Source organism: Lentzea sp. CA-135723 (assembly GCF_050936595.1).
GTDB lineage: Bacteria > Actinomycetota > Actinomycetes > Mycobacteriales > Pseudonocardiaceae > Lentzea.
Window position 1 is genome coordinate 949,030 of the sequence record NZ_JBNJMK010000002.1, and the last position, 17,064, is coordinate 966,093.

At 66.9% G+C, this 17,064-nt stretch carries 18 protein-coding genes and 1 tRNA gene; 7 read left to right on the plus strand and 12 right to left on the minus strand.

The window, feature by feature from the left end; all coding sequences use genetic code 11:
• Positions 1 to 161: 161 nt before the first annotated feature.
• The 7 genes from ACQEU1_RS40270 to ACQEU1_RS40300 all read right to left on the minus strand — a co-directional run bounded on the left by ACQEU1_RS40270 (position 162) and on the right by ACQEU1_RS40300 (position 9,352).
• Positions 162 to 2,642 (minus strand): type IV secretory system conjugative DNA transfer family protein, encoded by a 2,481-nt coding sequence (locus ACQEU1_RS40270; RefSeq protein ID WP_433214485.1) that lies wholly within the window; start codon positions 2,640 to 2,642, stop codon positions 162 to 164.
• Between the two features lie 34 nt (positions 2,643 to 2,676).
• Positions 2,677 to 3,462 carry a GP88 family protein gene (locus tag ACQEU1_RS40275; RefSeq protein WP_433214488.1) on the minus strand — a complete coding sequence of 262 codons (786 nt, stop codon included), beginning with the start codon at positions 3,460 to 3,462 and terminating at the stop codon, positions 2,677 to 2,679.
• Positions 3,463 to 3,479: 17 nt separating this feature from the next.
• Entirely contained in the window at positions 3,480 to 5,246 is a 1,767-nt protein-coding gene (locus tag ACQEU1_RS40280) for a VirB4 family type IV secretion system protein (protein WP_433217018.1), read from the minus strand.
• 2 nt (positions 5,247 to 5,248) lie between these two features.
• A complete protein-coding gene (locus ACQEU1_RS40285) occupies positions 5,249 to 6,328 on the minus strand; it encodes a PrgI family protein (protein WP_433214491.1) in 1,080 nt (359 codons plus the stop codon).
• On the minus strand, positions 6,325 to 8,094 hold the full coding sequence (locus ACQEU1_RS40290; protein ID WP_433214494.1) for a hypothetical protein: 1,770 nt from the start codon (positions 8,092 to 8,094) through the stop codon (positions 6,325 to 6,327). The genes ACQEU1_RS40285 and ACQEU1_RS40290 overlap by 4 nt, the downstream gene beginning before the upstream one ends.
• Before the next feature lie 2 nt (positions 8,095 to 8,096).
• Positions 8,097 to 8,393, minus strand: a complete 297-nt coding sequence (locus tag ACQEU1_RS40295; RefSeq protein ID WP_433214497.1) for a pilin — start codon at positions 8,391 to 8,393, stop codon at positions 8,097 to 8,099.
• Positions 8,394 to 8,506: 113 nt separating this feature from the next.
• Entirely contained in the window at positions 8,507 to 9,352 is an 846-nt protein-coding gene (locus tag ACQEU1_RS40300; RefSeq protein WP_433214500.1) for a hypothetical protein, read from the minus strand.
• A 460-nt stretch (positions 9,353 to 9,812) separates the two neighbouring features.
• Here ACQEU1_RS40300 and ACQEU1_RS40305 point away from each other — a divergent pair, with 460 nt between their 5' ends.
• Genes ACQEU1_RS40305 through ACQEU1_RS40320 form a run of 4 tightly spaced genes read left to right on the plus strand, consistent with a single transcriptional unit; the run spans position 9,813 to position 12,596 of the window.
• A complete protein-coding gene (locus ACQEU1_RS40305; RefSeq protein WP_433214503.1) occupies positions 9,813 to 10,424 on the plus strand; it encodes a hypothetical protein in 612 nt (203 codons plus the stop codon).
• The gene (locus tag ACQEU1_RS40310) at positions 10,421 to 11,200 is read left to right on the plus strand and encodes a DNA methyltransferase (protein WP_433214506.1); all 780 of its coding nucleotides are present in this window, start codon (positions 10,421 to 10,423) and stop codon (positions 11,198 to 11,200) included. The genes ACQEU1_RS40305 and ACQEU1_RS40310 overlap by 4 nt, the downstream gene beginning before the upstream one ends.
• 8 nt (positions 11,201 to 11,208) lie before the next feature.
• Positions 11,209 to 11,763 carry a DNA methyltransferase gene (locus ACQEU1_RS40315; protein ID WP_433214509.1) on the plus strand — a complete coding sequence of 185 codons (555 nt, stop codon included), beginning with the start codon at positions 11,209 to 11,211 and terminating at the stop codon, positions 11,761 to 11,763.
• Positions 11,760 to 12,596 carry a DNA-methyltransferase gene (locus tag ACQEU1_RS40320; protein ID WP_433214512.1) on the plus strand — a complete coding sequence of 279 codons (837 nt, stop codon included), beginning with the start codon at positions 11,760 to 11,762 and terminating at the stop codon, positions 12,594 to 12,596. The genes ACQEU1_RS40315 and ACQEU1_RS40320 overlap by 4 nt, the downstream gene beginning before the upstream one ends.
• Before the next feature lie 135 nt (positions 12,597 to 12,731).
• Here the strand turns inward: ACQEU1_RS40320 and ACQEU1_RS40325 are convergent, their stop codons facing one another.
• A complete protein-coding gene (locus tag ACQEU1_RS40325; protein ID WP_433214515.1) occupies positions 12,732 to 13,007 on the minus strand; it encodes a helix-turn-helix domain-containing protein in 276 nt (91 codons plus the stop codon).
• Between the two features lie 239 nt (positions 13,008 to 13,246).
• Here ACQEU1_RS40325 and ACQEU1_RS40330 point away from each other — a divergent pair, with 239 nt between their 5' ends.
• Genes ACQEU1_RS40330 through ACQEU1_RS40340 form a run of 3 tightly spaced genes read left to right on the plus strand, consistent with a single transcriptional unit; the run spans position 13,247 to position 14,963 of the window.
• On the plus strand, positions 13,247 to 13,408 hold the full coding sequence (locus ACQEU1_RS40330; RefSeq protein ID WP_433214518.1) for a hypothetical protein: 162 nt from the start codon (positions 13,247 to 13,249) through the stop codon (positions 13,406 to 13,408).
• A gap of 20 nt (positions 13,409 to 13,428) precedes the next feature.
• Positions 13,429 to 13,611, plus strand: coding sequence for a helix-turn-helix domain-containing protein (locus ACQEU1_RS40335; protein ID WP_433214521.1), 183 nt, complete (start codon positions 13,429 to 13,431; stop codon positions 13,609 to 13,611).
• Positions 13,608 to 14,963: a tyrosine-type recombinase/integrase gene (locus ACQEU1_RS40340; RefSeq protein WP_433214524.1), complete on the plus strand. Its 1,356-nt coding sequence runs from the start codon at positions 13,608 to 13,610 to the stop codon at positions 14,961 to 14,963. The genes ACQEU1_RS40335 and ACQEU1_RS40340 overlap by 4 nt, the downstream gene beginning before the upstream one ends.
• 120 nt (positions 14,964 to 15,083) lie before the next feature.
• Here ACQEU1_RS40340 and ACQEU1_RS40345 read toward each other — a convergent pair.
• The 4 genes from ACQEU1_RS40345 to ACQEU1_RS40360 all read right to left on the minus strand — a co-directional run bounded on the left by ACQEU1_RS40345 (position 15,084) and on the right by ACQEU1_RS40360 (position 17,056).
• A tRNA-Val gene (locus tag ACQEU1_RS40345) sits at positions 15,084 to 15,155 on the minus strand.
• Positions 15,156 to 15,212: 57 nt separating this feature from the next.
• Complete coding sequence (locus tag ACQEU1_RS40350) at positions 15,213 to 15,635, minus strand: TIGR02611 family protein (RefSeq protein WP_433214527.1); 423 nt, start codon at positions 15,633 to 15,635, stop codon at positions 15,213 to 15,215.
• Between the two features lie 21 nt (positions 15,636 to 15,656).
• Positions 15,657 to 16,439 carry an anti-sigma factor domain-containing protein gene (locus tag ACQEU1_RS40355; protein WP_433214530.1) on the minus strand — a complete coding sequence of 261 codons (783 nt, stop codon included), beginning with the start codon at positions 16,437 to 16,439 and terminating at the stop codon, positions 15,657 to 15,659.
• Entirely contained in the window at positions 16,436 to 17,056 is a 621-nt protein-coding gene (locus ACQEU1_RS40360) for an RNA polymerase sigma factor (protein ID WP_433214533.1), read from the minus strand. Before ACQEU1_RS40360 ends, ACQEU1_RS40355 begins: the two co-directional genes overlap by 4 nt.
• Between the last annotated feature and the right edge of the window lie 8 nt (positions 17,057 to 17,064).

Sequence of the window (17,064 nt, forward strand, 5' to 3'; positions counted from 1 at the left end):
TGGCCAGCCAACGGTCTCGTTCTGTGAGCCGACCGGCGAGTTGGGCGTGGTGTTCTGCCGTCGTGGCTGTTCTCGGCGTCGGGCGTTGTGGCATGTGTCCTCGCAGCGCCCTCTGGGGAGTGGGATTCGAGATCATGGGATACACCTCCCAAGAGCGGAGATCAGGCCGCGCGACGTGGATCCACAATGGATGGTGGCTTCGCCGTCGCGGTGTCGGGCGTTGTCCGGCGGGCGGTGTTCACCCTGGCTGCCTTGCGAATGGTCTTGGCGCGTCCAGGTACGGCCGGTGGCAGCTTCTCGGTCATGGCGGTGAACGCGGGCACTTCCTCGCCACCCACCACCATGCGGACCGCGATGTGGAAGACGCCCAGGTGCGACAGGTCGTGCTCGGACAACCACGGCGACATGTGCCTGGCCATGTGCCGGGCGTCCTGCGGCGACACGTTGAAGACGTACTTCGTCCGCGCGTTCGCGCTGATGCCTTCCGAGAGCTCCTTGGGCAGTTGACCTTCGTACTGGTGGGCCAGCGTGGCCGAGAGACCGTGGGAGCGCGCTTCGGCGAGGATGTCCTCGGGCGGGTAGGGCAGATTGAGGAAGTTGTGGCACTCGTCGATGTAGAGCCCGCAATCGCGCCGTTGCCGCTTGGGGATCGAGGCTCGACGGGTGGTGGCCTGCCACGTGCTCGCGACGATGATGGAGCCGACCAGTTGCGCGGTCTCCGTGCCCAGCGAGCCGCGTGGGATCCTTACGAGGCAGATCCCGCCGTTGTTGAGCACGTCCTCCATGCTCACGGTGGACTCGCCGCCGGCGATTGCCGCGCGGACGAAAGGCCGGAGCAGGAAGCCGCGGACCTTGTTCATCAGCGGCGCGATCACCTGCGCGCGGTTGGCCTCGGTCAGATCCTCGTACCAGGACCAGAAGCCTCTGAGGACGTCGTCGGTGATGTGCTTGCGTGCTCGCTGCCGGAACGCCTGCACGGTCAGCAGCTTCGGCAGATCCGCGAGCGAGGGCGTCCCAGGCATCGAAGTGAGGGTCAGCAGGCCGGCGCGCAGGATGTCCTCGGTACGAGGTCCCCAGGAGGAGGCGTAGATCCGCGAGAAGATGCTGACCAGGTTGTCGACCGCGCGGGCTGCGTCCTTGTCGTCCAGGGGATTGAGGACCGGCGGGCGGGTCTTCGAGTCGGCGTCGAAGAGCACCACCTTCTCACCGAGCTCCTCTGGCAGGCGCATGAGGATGTCGGAGACCAGGTCGCCCTTCGGGTCCACCACCACGACGCCGCGGCTGGCCTCGGCGTCGGCCAGGATCATCCTGGCCATGAGCTCGGACTTGCCGGAACCCGTGGCCCCCAGGATGTGCACGTGGTGCCGGGCATCCGCGACGTGCAGCCCGACTGGGCGAGGATGGCCGGAGTCCGACAGGCCGATCGGCTTGATGTGCTCGCCGACGTCAGGAACCCCAGGCGGAGGCGGCACGGCTTTGGCGCCGGCCCTCCGCAGACCCGGTGTGGCTTCGTCGACCGGTAGGTGTGCGATCGCGCCCAGCTCGCGAATCGAGAGCAGATCGCCCTTGCGGAGTCGGCGGTCAGCCAGCGTGGACACGGGCTCCCGGAGGCGGATCCGACGGTAGTAGTTGTGTTCGGAGTAGGCGGCGAACGCCGACGCGATCGCGTGCCCGCGGCCACGCAGAACCTCCTGCACGGCTTGGATTTCGCCGGAGGTGGCGCTCGTGGGAACGGTGGTGGTCACCGCGTACCTGATGCGGGTCTCGAACTGGTTTGCGCGCAGCTTCTCGACCACCGCACGGTCTTGAGCTGCGAGCTCGAGGTTGCTTTGGCGGTCCACCCCCGGACGGTGAGGCCCGGTTGACCGCTTGGGTGTCTTGCCTGGTGTGACCAGGTCGAGCAGCCTGCCGATCAAGTGCGGTGATCCGCCTGCACGCTCGCGTCGAGCCGCACGGCGTGCCCTGGCGACTCGATGACCGGCGACCGGGCGTGCGAGGAGCTGGACGCAGGCTCGTTCGTGTGGTCCTAGCCCGACCGGCGCGCCGAGCAGGGCTCGGATCGGGTCGACGGGGTGCTCGGTGCGGATCGGCAGCGCCTCCGGTCGTGCGAGCCGGAGTTCGCCGCCGACGGCCACCACCTTCCGCTTCTCCGGCGGGGAAGGGATCGGCGGCTTGGCAGGCGTTGTCCGGGTGTGGGCTCCAGGCCAGGCGGCCTCGATCGCGCGTTCGACCATCCCCGGCGGTACCAGGCCCGGGACCCAGAACTGGACCTCGACGCCGTCAGCGGTGAACGTGAGCTCGAACGTCAGGTGCGGTTGACCTGAGAAACGGCGCAACCATCCAGGCCGGAGCAAACCGACCAAGTTCGACCACAGAGTGAGCGCGCCGGACGGGTCGACCGTCGGCGGCGCGAGCACGGTGATCAAGCGGGCATCGCTCATCAGCTGCAGGTGATACCGGCGACGCCAGCGAAGTCGTGTGACGAACACAGCGGTGACTGCGGCTGCGGTCAGCGCACCGACGGTTAGTCCCCACTCCAAGGCGAAGTCGCGGAGGTGCACGAGCACGCTGTGGAACGCCCCGAGTGGGTCGCGCAGGTAGTCGTTCACGGGGGAGAAGTGGTTGTGAGAGATGGAGTGCACGAGGTCCTCCCGTGGTAAGGCCAAGCAGGAGAAGTCACGCAGCATCGGCGTGTTCAGTGGTGTCGACCACCAGCCGTAGCTGACGACGATGGCCGCGGGCTGCGCGCTCGGCGTCTACCTCGGCCTGCCATTCGGAGAATCGGCGACCTGCGAGCCGCTTGAGGTAGGCAGGAATCCGGTTGGCCGGAATGCCCACCAGGTGTGGGCCGAGCACGGCGAGCAGGTCGCTTGCTTCCTGTGAGGCCCAGCCGGCTTTCGCGATGGCGGCCTCGTCCGGGAACACGTCGGCGACGCGGTCGATGTGCGGGTTCAACGCGGAGTCCTGCTTGCCGCCGTACGAGAACACCCATAGGAGGTTCGGTGGCGGGTCGGGCTCGACGAGCCGGCGGAACCGGTCGACTTCTTTGCTGTAGGCGTAGAAGTTGGTATCCGGCCGGGCGAGGCCGATCCGCAGCCAGGCCTGGAGGTAGGTATCGGAGAAGAAGTCGCCGCTGTCGTGGATCCGGACCCACGCGCCGCGGAACTTCGCGGCACCCAGCTCAGCGATCATGGCGGACTCCCAGCCGGCCAGGTCGTCGAGGACGAACGTCAGGTTCGCCTGGTGCTTGGCGCGGACGACGGGCCAGGTGTAGGTGCCGTGGCGGGCGTAGCAGGCCTGGGCGCAGACGCCCGCGCTCGGGCAGGTGTTGTAGGTGCGGCCATCTGGAAGGCGACCGGCCCAGGCCGGGAGCGACCAGTTCCACGCGCCGATCTGGCGCATCTCGCGGTTCTGGGTGAGAAGTCGAGCCGGACGTCCGGCTCCAGGAAGCGGAGCGGGCATGGTGTCTCCTCGGAGCGCTAGGCGGCGTTGAGCTCGACGAACGCGGACTCGATGTCCGCTGCGGTGCTGGGCATCTCGGCGACTTCGGTCGGGTCCGACGTGACCAGGTAGTGCTCGGCAGGGGAGGCGATCGCCTGGAAGGCCACCCGCTGCATCCCGGTGCTGAGCAGGCCTTGGCCTTGGTCGGCGGACAGCAGGAACTGGCGTTCGCCGAGAGAGAGGTTGAAGACGCTGCAGATCTCGTCGATCGCCTGCGGGGACTGCCGCAGCAGGATCTGCGTCGCGGAGTTCGCGACGACCGCCTTGCCCAGGTGGGACGCCAGCAGGTCCGGGGTGTCCTGCGTGATGGCCACGAGCCCTGCCTTGTGCTTCCTGAACGTCTTGGACGCCCGGAACAGGAACTCGGCGCCTGCGCGCTCCTTCATGAGCAGCCACGCCTCGTCGACCACCGCCAGCCGTCGCTTGCGGATCGCGGGGTTGGAGACCTGGCGCCACACCGCGTCGAGGGCCAGTAGGGTGCCGATCGGCTTGAGCTCGTCGGACAGGTCCCGCAGCGAGAACACCACCAGGTGCCCTTCGGGACGCGTCGTCGTCGGCCCCGAGAACATGCCGGAGAACGAGCCGGTGACGTAGGGCTCCAGCCCTGCTGAGAGCTGGGCACCGCCGCTCTCCGTGAGCACCGCGACGAGGTCGGCCAGCAGCGGTGCCGCTCGGGTCCAGGTCCGCGGATCCGAGGTGATGCCGGCACGTTGGTAGGTCGCGGTGATGGCCCGGTCCAGCACCGCACGCTCGGCCGGCTCCAGCTCGCGGCCCAGCAGCACTGAGACGACGGTGTGCGTGAACAGCGACCGGCGGATGAGGGCGTCGCGAGGTGCGGTTCGCCGCCCGTCCGGGCGGGTGTGGATCGGTAGGTCCATCGGGTTGAGCCGGACCTGGTCGGCACCGAGGCGGATGTGGGTGCCGCCGATGGCTGCGGCGAGCCGCGCGTACTCGTCCTCGGGATCGATGACGTGGACTTCGATTCCGCGGTAGAGCGAGCGCAGCAGTTCGAGCTTCACCAGGTACGACTTGCCTGCTCCGGAGCGTCCGAGGATCACCGAGTTGTGGTTGTCCAGGGCGAACCTGTCGTGGTGCACGAGGCCTTGGCTGCCGATGTTGAAGCCGTAGAGCACGCCGGTCGGAGCGCCGACCGAGGTCGGATCCGGCGGTGGCAGGTCGGGAGAGGTGAACGGGAACGCCGACGCGAGCGCGCTGGTGTCGAAGGTGCGGCGCATGCCGATCAGGTCCAGGCCCATCGGCAAGCTGGTGATCCAGCCCTGAAGGCTCCGGTAGGTCGTTGGCTTGCAGTCCAGCAGCAAGGACGCCGCGAGCGATCGCACCGCCGACACCTCGTTGCTGAGCGCTTCTTCGGTGGGCGCGTGCACGGTCAGGTACAGGCCGAACCTGTACAGCTTCCCCTCGCCGCGAGCGACCCGCGCGGACAGCTCGTACGCGTCCTCAGTGGCAGCTTCGACGTGAGGATCGATCAACCGGCCCTTGTCGCTGGTGTGGCGGCGCCCGGATTCCAGTTTGGACAGTTGCTTCTTCAGGCGGCTGGCTGCGGTGACGGGGTCGATCGGCTCGACGTGCAGCGAGACGTCGACCCGGCCGGGGTAGGTGAGCAACGGTTGCAGCCAGCCGGGATGTACCTCGCGCGGGTAGCCGGTGACCGCGAAGGACGCGAGCCACTCGCCGCCGACCTCCAGAGCACGCGGGTGGACCGAGATGGCGTCTGGGGTGAACATGCTCATCGGTTGCTCCTCCCGACGGAGTCGAAGTCATCTGGGTCTTCGGCGTCCTCGTCCCACTCGGGTTCGGGCGCGGTGGTGATGACGTCGTCCGAGCCGGCCAGACCCGAGTTGGGCGGGATCAGGCTGTCGGGGTCGCAGGCCGAGGCCAGCACTCCGGTCGCCTGCCCGGCATCCAGCGGCGTGACCACGATTCCCGCGGGGGACAGCAGCTCGGCGGCCTCGCCGAGCCGTCGAACAAGCCGAGTCTCTGCGGCTCGTCGAGCGGGCTCGTCTACCACTTGGGCTTGCTTGGCGGCCTTGCGTTTGGCCACCAGCGCGGTGAGCGGGGAGACGCCACCTAGGCCGTCGGTGGGGGCCGTGGCGAACAGCGGTTCGCGCAGGATCAGCAGGACCTGGCGCCGCAGCAGTTCGGTGGCACGGCCGAGCTGGTCGAGGTACTCGGCGTGCTCGAACGCGGCCTGTTCCAGCGCCGGGTGCGGTAGCCCGCCGGCTTGTTCGCGGAGCTCGGCGATCTGACCCGACAGATCCAGCCGCTCGGTGCGCACGAGCACCTGAACCGGGGCGGTGAGCGAGTGCAGGTACCGGCCGAACGAGGCGACGAGCGACTCCTGCTCGGTGTGGGTGCGCAGGCTGAAGTTGACCGTCGAGCAGACCGCGACCACCGCGACGCCGTCCTTGCCGAGGTCGATCACACCGGTGTCGGCCACTGCTTCGGCGGGCAGAGTCAGTGCGGCAGGCGGAGCTGAGGCGTCGGCCAGCCACTCTGGAACTGCGTGGACGCCTTCGGGAGCCGTGACGCGGTGCCGCGGACTCATCCGCTGCCGCAGTGCGGCGAGCGCCAGCCGGTCGAGCGTGACGCCGTCGCGCTGGCCGAGCGCGAGCAGCGTCGCGATGGCGCCGATCGGGATCGCGATGATCAGGGACACGGCCAGCGGCACGAAGGCGCGCACGGTCATGTAGATCGCGTACAACACGATCCCGGTCCCGGAGACGATGAGCAGTTGCCGCGCGGTGAGCGGACCGATGACCCGGTCCTCGCGATCGACGTCGGACGGAATCCTGATGGGATGACTCATTTCTCTTCACCTGCCTGGGGCTTCGGTGCGCGGAAGACCGGTGGCGCAACGGAATGAGTGCGCCGGTAGGCATCGCCGAATCGCGGCTCGGGCTGTGCCGGCTGGAACACAGGCGTGGAGGGCACCGATGCCGGCTTGGGTGACGGTGACGTCGGCGCTGGAGGAGTCGCCTGACGGAACTGCAGCTGGGGCGGAACCGACGCCACCCGAACCGGGCGGCCCACCTTCGGCGCGGTGGTGCGGCGCCGAGGACCACCCGCGACTTGGAACTGAGGGGAGCTGCCGGGCTTGGGTCCGCGCCGGGGCGGGGCGACCGGAGCGTCCGGCGTGGAGGCGGAGCTGAACTCCGGCAGCGCCGACGCGAGTGTGGCCGGAACGACCGCCGGATCGTGGATCGTCTGCTGGGGTTGCGGCTGCAGAAACTTCGGGTCCTGAGAGGGAACGCGCGGACGACGCGCGGCCCGCCACCGCTCGGCGTCGTACGACTCCTTGAGGCGCCTGGCTACCATCTGCGGCGTGGAAGCGAAGGGAGATTGCGTCGGCCACGGAGGATCCGCAGGCCCGGCACGGCCCGCACCGCTGCTCGACTGGGCAGCTGTACGTGCGCCGGCTGCGGCGGCTCGCCCACCACCGACCAACGCCATGGCTTTGCCGAACGCGAACGCGTAAGCCAGCCCACCCAGGAACGAACGCCGCCCACCACCGACGCCGACCTGTTTCATCACCCAGCCTGGGATCTTCACCAGGATCCAGATCAGCGCGATGAGGACGATCAGGTTGATGATGCCGTCCGACGTCGGCGCGCCGAAGAAGGCGAAGCCGCCGGGCTCCAGGAACACCTTGAGCGCCACGATCAACGCCAGGCTCTGCCCGACCTGGATGCCGAGGACGCCGGCGCCGGAGCGCCAGAACCAGTGCGCAACACCCTCCAACTGCGGCAGGCCGTGACACATGAGCGCGAGCGGGGCTCCGGCTATCAGGAGCGCGGTGAATGCGACCCGCACGACATAACCGATCAACAGCCCGATCAACAGAATGGCCAGCGCGAGCGACAACAACCCTGCGAACAACCCGCCGTCGAGGACCGACTGCTTCACCAGCGCCACGAACAGCTCCGAGACCGCCTTGCCGGACGTCTGCGGATCGAGGCCGTCGCCGAGTACGGCCGACGAGGCTGCGTTGGCGAACCGAATCGCCTGATCGCCTACCAACAGGCTCAGGTTCGCGGCGATGAAACCGATGCCCACGCGGGGTGCGATCTCGCGGATCGTGTAGCGCGTCTGGACGGTTTGGTGACCCATCACGAGGATTCCGGCGAGCAGCACCAGGAGCGAGTAGGTGGCGACGACGAACAGCCGGGACTGCTCCCAGATCTCGCCGAGGCGAGGCAACTGGTCGAGCGTGGGCGTGGACAGCAGGGTGGTGCCGAGCATCTGCAACAGCCAGTTCAGTGACTCACCCACCAGCAGGTTGAGGAACGACGCGAAGCCCTCGTTCACGCACGCCGACAGGTCGGTGATGCCGCACTCGGCACGTTCAGCCGGAGGCGGCTGCGGGCTGACGTTCGGCGGTGACGTCGTGGCCGGCACCGAAGACGACGTGGTCGGAGGTGGCGTCGGTGCGGTGGGTGTCGGCGTGACGGGCTGTGCGGAAGCAGCTGCCGCGAGACCGCACAGCAGGCCGACGACGATGCTCAACACCGCCACGCCCGTGCACCACCACGGCGGCCGGCGGCCCCTCGTCCGGGTCAGGATGTTGGCGTCCATCGTCAGGCACCCACGATCCCTTTGAGGATCTCGACGACCAACGGCGCGAGGGCTGCCAGCCCATAGCCCCAGCCCGCCGACCTGAACGCGGACTTGGCCTTCTCGACCTCGCCGGGGTCGTTGCCGCCCATGATCCAACGGGCGCCGCCGATGGACAGGAACACCGTCGCGAGCAGAGCGAGGATTCCCATGATCCAGTTGCGGATGTTGGTCAGGACCTCGTCGACCGACTTGGCCAAGGCGACGGCCGTCGTGTCCGCATGGGACACCGATGCGAACGACACCAACACGAGGGCCACAGCTCCCGCGGTCAGAACGATGCTCGACCAGTTCGTCAGTCGGGAGTGAACCGGTTCTGCTGGGGTTGTCGACTTTGGATCTTCGTAGGCGGCAGGGGAGCAGAAGTGATCGGTCAGGCGCATTGGGACCCCTCCGAAGGCTGGGCTGCGGGTGGATGTGTCCCGCACCCCTGAACTCCGGAATTCGCGTCCGTTTTGGACATCGGTGCAGCAGATTTCTCGTTCGCTTCGGTCTCGTCGACGTCGTCGCGGAGGTACGCGAGAAGGCGGAACTCGGCTCGCTTGCGGGCCTTGTAGACGGCCCACTCGCCCATCCCGTGCTGTGTTGCCCAGTCCTGGACGGACACCTCTTCCAGGCGAGTGGCGAGGATGAGCGAGGCCTCGGTCTCGGTCAGGACGCCATCGCGAACGGCGTGGGCGAGCACCAGGTCCGGATGTCCCCACGGCGGGTGTGGCGCCTCGGAGCGGAACCCGTCCGCAACAGGAATCGGACTCGCGAGTGCTTCAGCGAGCGCGCGGTATCCGGACCGGTAGGCGGCCCAGCGGAGGCGCAGCATGATTCGTGGACGACGCAGATCGATGGTCGCCAGCGCGGTGAGGAAGCCGCGGAGGACCTCGCCGTGCACATCGGCCGGGTCGTCGGCGAACCGAGCGGACAGCGTGGCCGCGACGGAGGTCAGCGCGGGCAACGCGACCCCGACTGCGGCAACCGTCCAGGTCGCTCCCTCTGCGCGGGATCGCAGGACCAGGTGCTTCCAGACCACGTCCTTCGTCGCCTGCGTGCAGCTGCGGGCGAGCAGGTGGTCGCGTACCTCGTCCAGCGCCAGCTGCCGATTCGGCAGCTCCTCGAACTGGCGGCCGTCGAGCGACACGGGATGTGGTCCGGTGACGAGCCACGTGAAGGTATCGCGGGCTACGTCCAGCGAGTTGTCGGAGTGGTTTGGCGATTTCGATGACATGACATGGCTCCTGTGGCATCGGTGCGGAAAGCAACGACGCCATCGGGCCACGGTCGATACCACGGAAATACCAAAGGGCTGCTAGGTGCTCGCTATCTAGCGGGAGGTAGAAGCTGATTCTTGACCAGGCCGGCCGGTGACTCGCGATGGCGGGAGCGTGCCCGGCGTGGTTGACCATGCTCTTGACCAGGTACTTAGTTCAAGCTTGGTCGCTTGTTAGTAGGCGCGAGCGGCACTCGGAAACTTTCTTCGGAGTTGCGTGTCCAAAATCGGCCCGGATCGCGGAGTTAAGGAGTGTCGGAACCTGGGATCGCTACGTAAAGGAGGTCGACGATGATTTCAGCTCGCTTCGGCCAAGCGTGCAGACCACCTCGTAACCGCAGGCGGCGTAACCCCCCTTCTCACACAGCCGAACACCGTATGGCCGTGCGCACAAGACGACCCTCGCGAAGGAACAAGCGTGCTTGCCAGCTGGTTGTTGACGGCCGTCGCCAGGACGGTCACGACCTACACGAAACCGAGCCAACGCGTACTCCTGCTGCAGCCGGCTTCCTACCTCACGACGTCGGGCCGAACCTGGACTCAACAGCACTGCTACGACGGACTCCACGAGGCGGGATGGACCGTTTTCCGACTCGGTCGCGGTGTCCAGACGCGCACGGCGGTCACCTCCGCCGCGGACCTACGAGAGTGCGGACCCGCTGAGTCTGAATCCGGACTCGACCGCTATGAACTCGTGCTTGCCGCAGTCGACCCGGACGCGGTTACCCGGTTCCACCCGTCCGGCTGGGCCGACCTTCTCACCCCCACGGGCACACTGGCGGTCATCACTCGAGGTGCTCGATCTGGAGGTCGTTTTGTCGACCCCGCTGCGCAGATTGTTCGCGCGGTCGCGCACGATGCCGGGCTTCTCTATCTCGACCGGATAGCGCTCTTGCGCGAACCTCTGGGCGACGTGCTGCCCGGTCGTTCAGCCTCAGTTCTGCATCGCGAAGTGCACGACGACCTCTTGGTTTTCGGACGGCCAGCTGCTTCGGCGCGCATCACGGAACCTGTAGGTGACAGCCGATGAGCGACCACAGCACTTCCGTGTGGCCGACCGGGCAGCACGGCCCTCGCGCGCAACTGCGCGAGGCGGGTTGCGTCGCCGGTACCGAGTTCGACCGCGAACGGATCCCGCCCGCCGTCGCCGCGCATGCGATCGCGGCGTGGACACACTCCGGCGACCTCGTGCTCGATCCCGACTGCGGCGCCGGCACCGTGTTGACCGAGGCTCTGCGGGCAGGTCGGCACGCACTCGGACTCACGGTCTGCAAGCCGTGGTGGACCCTCGCCAGGGCCAACGTCACTGCCGCGAAAACAGCTGGCGCGTGGTGCGACGGCTCCGTGCTCGAGACCCGGCCAAAGATGCTCGCGACCGTGGGCGCCGCCGGGTTGGTCGGACGAGTCGGACTCGTGCTGACAGCATTGCGAACCGGACCGGAAGGGGACCTGACGGAGTCCGTTGTCGCCGAGCTCGCGAAGTCCATGCGGTACTGCGAGCCGTTGCTGAGGCCCGGCGGACACGTGGTGATCGTGGCGAGTCCGAGCAGGCGATCGGACAAGTCCCTCGTTGACGTGACCTCACTCGTCGTCGGCGCTGCGTCTGCTGCTGGACTGACGCTGGTCGAGCGCTGCATCGCGCTGGCTGCGGAAGTGCGCGGCAATCGGTTGGCTGCTGTCGCAGACCGCCAAGCCCCGCACCGTGAGGTGCTCGTCTTCCAGCTGACGCACGAGGTGGTGCTCGCTGCGTCGGCAGTCTCGCCGTCGCGATTGAGGGGGTACGGCTTTGGGAGGCGAGCTGCATGATGGCGATCTTGGAAGCCCTCCAAAACCTCGCGGACGGGTCTGTCGACTGCGCGATCGTGCGGCCGCCAGCTGTGGGCGGACCGAGCGGTGTCGTCGAACTCCAGAACGTCTTCGTGGAGCTCCGCCGGGTCCTCGTGCCGACCGGCACGGTCTGGTTGCAGTTGGCGGACGTCGAGCAGAGCGACGCATGGGTTGGGGTGCCTTGGCGAGTCGCGCTCGCCTTGCAGGCGGACGGGTGGATCGTGCGCAACGCCGTCGTCCTGCAGCACCAGGTGCGGCCGGCATCCGGACTTCGGCGCCTGGGGACGGCTCACGAGCTCGTCTTCCTGCTCACGAAGTCGCGGACTTACTACTTCGATCGCGATTCGCTTCGTGATGACGCGAAGGGCCCTGGGGACGTGTGGGCGAGTACCTCGTTCTTGAGGTGTGTCGAGGCCGGCTGTCCTACAGGCGGTGCGGTGCTCGAACTGTTCCCCCGTTCGTCCGCGACTGCGGAAGCGGCGCGACTGCTCGGTCGAAGGTTCGTAGACATCACCAGCAAGACGGAGAGGAGTGCGGCATGAGCACGGCCTCCACCTACCACCAAAGCGCAGGGATCGAGCTTCACCTGGGTGACGCCTTGCAGGTGCTCTGCGGACTCGCTGCGCGTTCTGTTGATTGCGTGGTGACGTCGCCGCCGTACTGGGGGCATCGCGACTACGGCGTCGTCGGACAGTACGGGCAGGAGGAACGCGTCGAGGACTTCGTTGAAGTCCTGCGCGACCTGTTCGCCGAGGTACGTCGTGTGCTCAAACCGTCTGGGACTTGCTGGTTGAACCTCGGCGACTCCTACGGCGGATCGTGGGGAAACTACGTCGCCGTCGGCTCAACAGCGCCCACTGCCGGCGACGAGGTTCGCCGCCGTCGCCACGGCACGCACCGGCCACCTCAATCCCGTGTGCTGAGGAAGAGCCTCATCGGGGTTCCGTGGCGAGTTGCGCTCGCGATGCAGGAGGACGGTTGGCTTTTGCGGAACTCGATCGTGTGGCACAAGCCGAACGCTCGACCTGAGTCCGTGCGGGATCGCCTCGGCACTCGCTACGAGTCGGTCTTCTTCTTTGCGATGTCGAAGGACCACTACTTCGTGCCCGCGTTGAGTCCGCTCGGCGATGTGTGGAGCGTGCCGACGCAGTCCTTTCGCGGCCACACAGCAGTGGGGCCGGTCGAGATCGCGCGGCGAGCGATCGAGCTCGGGTGTCCACAGGGCGGCGTGGTGCTCGACCCATTCAGCGGAACAGCGACGACAGGCCTTGCCGCTCGCCAGCTTGGACGTTCCTACGTCGGGGTCGACCTCAACCGCGCGTTCCACGACCTCGCGATCGCTCGCTTCGCCAGGCAGGAAGAGGGGTCACGGTGACAGCGAAACCGTTGACCGTCGCCGAAGTCATGGCGCTCTCCCGGCCGTCTGCGACATCGTTCTGGCCAGCTGAGCCTTCGGTCTCGGACGCACTGCTCGACGTTGAATGTCGAGCTCGTGTGGGGCGGACTGCTTTCAGTCGGGGGGCGACGAAGCTGCCGAGTCGTCCGCCAGTGACACCTCGCGCGGCGAGGTCACGCCGTACAGCTCGTTCGGCGTACACCGCAGTGCGGTGCACAAGGCTTGCAGGGTCTCGGTCTTCACCTGGGCCGGCTCTTTGTTCAGCAGGGCGTACACCGACGGGGGAGAGATGGAGAAGTCGGCGCGTTGGGCCAGCAGCTCTCGAAGCTCCTTGCCCGTCCACACCTCGCGGGAGGCCATCACCTGCCGGAGGCGCCATCGAAGCTCCACCGTCACGCCCTTCGTCTTCGCGTGTGAGGTGCTCTTCCTGAGCGCCACGTGCCGCTCAGTCTTCCCGATGAGCGCCTAGAACCTCGTCACGCCAGGCCACCTCGATGTCCACGGTTAGCTCGCCGCTGCCTGAGTAATGTAATGACTTATCCAGTTAGGTGCTACCTTACTGGGTGTGCGGCGTTCGGCTCCGACGCAGGAGCCATCGCCACTTCGATCAAGAGGGATGGTTCAAATGAATGGAACTGCAGGAGATCGAGACGGCCTGTCTGTCGCCCGCTTTGCGAGGACAGCTGCACGAGCTGGTGATGGTGCTCGCCACGGCGAGGTTCGTGAGCTGTCAGCTCTCGGGGTTGCGGCTGATCGTGCGCATAGCCTTGACGCGGAGAGCGCCTCGGTGAGCGATCGGGGGCCAGCTCTCGTGTCGGTTCCGGAAGCGGCACGGATGCTCGGCATCAGCAGGGCATCGGCCTACCGGTACGCCGATGCCGGCCTGTTGCCGGGTGTCCGTCGGCTGGGGCGGCGGGTGTATGTCGTGCGCGCTCGGCTCATCGAGTTCCTCGAGGCCGAACAGGATGGCGTTGCTCGGGATGTAGCCGCATGACCGGCAAGAGCAAACGGCGGCGCAAGCCACCCGCTCCCGAAGGTTCGGTGTTCCAGCGGGGCCGTAAGTGGGCGTATGCGTTTCCAGGGCCGCCGCACCCTCTGACTGGGGTTCGGGACCGCATCACCAAGAGCGGCTACGAGACTGAAGACGAGGCGTACGAAGGGATGGCGGAGGCCCGCAAGGATCTCGTCACCGAGACCTACGTGAAGCCGTCTCGCGCCACGATCAACGACTTCTTCGAGGCCTACTTCCCCTACATCCGTCTTACCGTCGAAGCCACGACCGCTTCCAACTACGAGGTGGCGGCGCGGACCTACGTGATGCCGATCGTGGGGAAGCGTCTGATGCAGGACTTCGTGCCGTCGATGGTGGCTGCCCTCTACGAGTACCTGCTCGCCGAGGGACGTCAGAAGCGCGACACTAACGGTGAGATGTACGCCTTGTGGAAGGCAGCCCAAGCCGAGGGGCGGGAGATCCGGCCGCGGGAGATCGCGGACAAGGTCGGTCTGACGTATGCCGCTGCGCGGCGCGCGGTTCGGCGCTATGAAGTCGGCCGAATTCCCAAGCCGTACGAGCCGGGGCTCTCGGCGAAGACGGTCAAGACCGTGCACATCATGCTCGGCGCTGCGATGAACGTGGCGGTGGTGTGGAAGTACATCAGCGTAAACCCGATCCGGAGTGTCAAGGCTCCGTCGGTGCCGAGGCGGAACCACAACACGTGGACGCCGGAACAGATGGTGGTGTTCCTCGACTACGTGCAGCACCACCGCTGGTACGCGCTGTGGGTTCTTGAAGCCTCGACCGGCGTGCGGCGTTCAGAGCTGTGCGGTGTGGAGCTCGCGGCGTTCGATCTCGCGAAGAAGCTCGTGCGCATGGCTATCACCACGCGGGTCATCGCCGGAGGGAAGGCAGTCAAAGGTACTGGCAAGAGCAAGAAGAGTCGTCGACCCATGGCGCTGGACAGCTTCACGTGTGGCGTACTGGCCGTCCACTTTCACCAAGTGGAGAGGGAGAAGGAGGAGTGGGGCGACTCCTATCAGGACCACGGTCTGGCGTTTTGCTGGGCGGACGGGCGGCCGATCTACCCGGACACCATCACCGAGGAGTTCAATCGGATCGTCGATTTCCTCGGGCTGCCGAAGATTCGATTTCATGACCTGCGCCACACCTACGCGACGATCGCGCTTCGGACGGGCGTGCACCCGAAGATTGTCAGTTCCCGCTTGGGGCACGCGACCGTGGCGTTCACGCTCGACACCTACTCCGCGGACATCGAGGACCTCGACCGCGACGCTGCCGAGGCAGTGATTGGTCTGTTCCTGCCGTCCTCGGCGAGAGGGCTGATCTGACGTGCGAAAACACCGATCTGCTACCAGATCTGCTACCGATGCACCCAAAACAGGTGTTTCACGGTATGCAAAAAACCTGAAAGCCCCCGACCTTCGCAGGTCAGAGGCTTTCAGGTTGTGTGGGCGATACTGGGATCGAACCAGTGACCTCTTCGGTGTGAACGAAGCGCTCTCCCGCTGAGCTAAACGCCCGTGTTCTGTTGTGTTGCTTGCCCCGCTCTCGCGGTGTGGGGATAGCTTACAACATCATCAACGAGAACCAAAAATCGGGCTCTGCAACCAGGGCCAGTCGACGCCTAGCCAGCCTCCTACCAGGGCGAACACGTTGAGGAGGTAGCAGGTGACCAGGACGATGGCGCAGACGCCTGCCATCACCAGGCCTCGGACCCAGCCCGGCTGGCGCTTGAGCCACTCGACCCAGCGGTCGTAGTAGCGCTTGGCGAACTTGAGGACCTTGCCCGCCCACTCGAACTCCGTGGCGAGGATGGCGAGGCCCGCGAAGACGACCAGCCAGCCCGGGCCCGGGTACGGGATCATGATGATGCCCGCGATCAGCACGATGCCGCCGATCACGCCCACGCCGATGCGGTAGGCCAGGTTCAGCGCCGGGTTGCGGTGGAACCAGTGGCGCCAGCCCTTGTGTTCGTCGGGCTTCGCCTTGGGCTTCGTCATGTGTCGATCATCCTGGTTGGACTAGGCGGGTGCCACCTGGCCGCCTGCCAGCACTTCCGACGGGGTTGTCGGTGCTTGGCGGCCTGGTTCCAGGGACACCGCGAAGGTCGTGTGTTTGTGGGCGTCGGCGGACCAGGCCAGCAGTTGCGGGTCTGTTGAGCCGGCTCGTACGTCGAACACCGCCAACGGTACCGGCGCTTTGGTGCTCGCACCCCAAACTACGTAAACGTGGCCCTGGTCGTTCGGTTTCAGGTTCATCGGCATCACCGCGCCCGAGGTGGGGTTGGAGAGGATGACGGCCACCTCGTTGCCCGCCGTGGTGCGGAGGATGGCCCTGTTGGTGGCCGGGTTGGCGGCCAGGGAGAGGGCCTTGTTCAGGTCGTCGGTTCTGGCTTCTGAGGCTGCTACCTCGGTGGAGAGCTGGTTCACGCGCACGGTCAGGTAGCCGCCGCCTGCCAGGACGAGGGCTACTGCTGCCGCGGCCAGGAGGGCCCTGCCTGTGCGGCGGCGGTGTTGGGGGCGTAGCGGGGTCACGACCGCGTGGCGTGGCGTGTGGGCGATCGGTGGGTCTTGGGGGATGTGCTGGATCTGGTCCATCAGCCTCGCGCGGAGGTGTGGTGGTGGTTGCTCCTGGCGGACGGCGCCGCCGATGCCCGCTAGTACCTCCTCCGTTGCCTGCACGGTGTGTTGGCACGTCGTGCAGGTCGGCAGGTGGTCGCGGACCAGTGCTTCCTCGTCGGGCTCCAAGGAGTGCATCGCCCAGCCGACGGCGAGCTCCTCGTGAGCGCACAGGTCGCCGTTCACCGGTGGACTCCTGTCGTCTCGCCGGTTTCTCCGGCCCACAAGTTCCCCAACGTGCCTCTCAGACGTCTTATCGCTGCGAACGTGCGCGATTTCACAGTGCCGAGGGGTACGCCTGTCAGTTTTGCCACTTCGCACTGCGTGTAGCCACCTAGATAGGCGAGGGCTATCACCTGGCGCTGTTCTTCCGGCAACGTGTGGAGCGCCGCTCTGACCTCGGCGCTCACCACGCTGACCAATGCCGCGTGGTCCGATCCCTCCGCCGGCGGGGAGACGTCGTCGGTGAGGGGAACAGTCCGGCGGCGTTGGGTGTTCTCCTTACGTACGGCGTCTACCGCGCGGTGGTGCACCAAAGTCATCAACCAGGTGCCGAAACTGCCGCGGGCGGGGTCGAACCTGGCGGGGTGCCGCCAGAGCGCGAGGAAGGCCTCCTGGACCACGTCCTCGGCGAGTTCCGGGTCCACGCAGATGCGCCTGGCCAGGGAATAGGCTGGTGTGCCGTACCTGTCGTACAGCTCACCGAACGCCGTCCGATCGCCCTGTGCGAGTCTGTGCACGAGCTCGATGTCGGTCGGCCGGCCGTCGCGCGACGCAACGGCTGGGCCGGGCGAGTCAGCCACCAGAGATG